The organism is Aliivibrio sp. SR45-2 (genome assembly GCF_963890165.1).
GTDB lineage: Bacteria > Pseudomonadota > Gammaproteobacteria > Enterobacterales > Vibrionaceae > Aliivibrio > Aliivibrio salmonicida.
This window is the reverse complement of the sequence record NZ_CAWPRC010000135.1, coordinates 1-223: the sequence shown is the minus strand read 5'-3', so window position 1 is coordinate 223 and position 223 is coordinate 1. Positions and strand designations below refer to the sequence as shown.

Here is a 223-nt window from a genome sequence, read left to right as displayed (position 1 = left end):
CAAACAAAAATAATCAATGAACTGAGTGACTACACAAAATTACTTTTATGTAAGAAATCAGTATAAATCATTGAGCCGGTTTTGTTTCTGCTGAAACAAACCAAAAAACTTTAATTGAAGAGTTTGATCATGGCTCAGATTGAACGCTGGCGGCAGGCCTAACACATGCAAGTCGAGCGGTAACAGAAAGTAGCTTGCTACTTTGCTGACGAGCGGCGGACGG

Annotated in this window: 1 rRNA gene; it reads left to right on the top strand. The window is 40.4% G+C overall.

Going from position 1 to position 223, the window contains the following annotated elements:
• Window positions 1-111: 111 nt before the first annotated feature.
• Window positions 112-223: ribosomal RNA gene (locus AACV33_RS06835) — 16S ribosomal RNA — on the top strand; the annotation flags it as partial.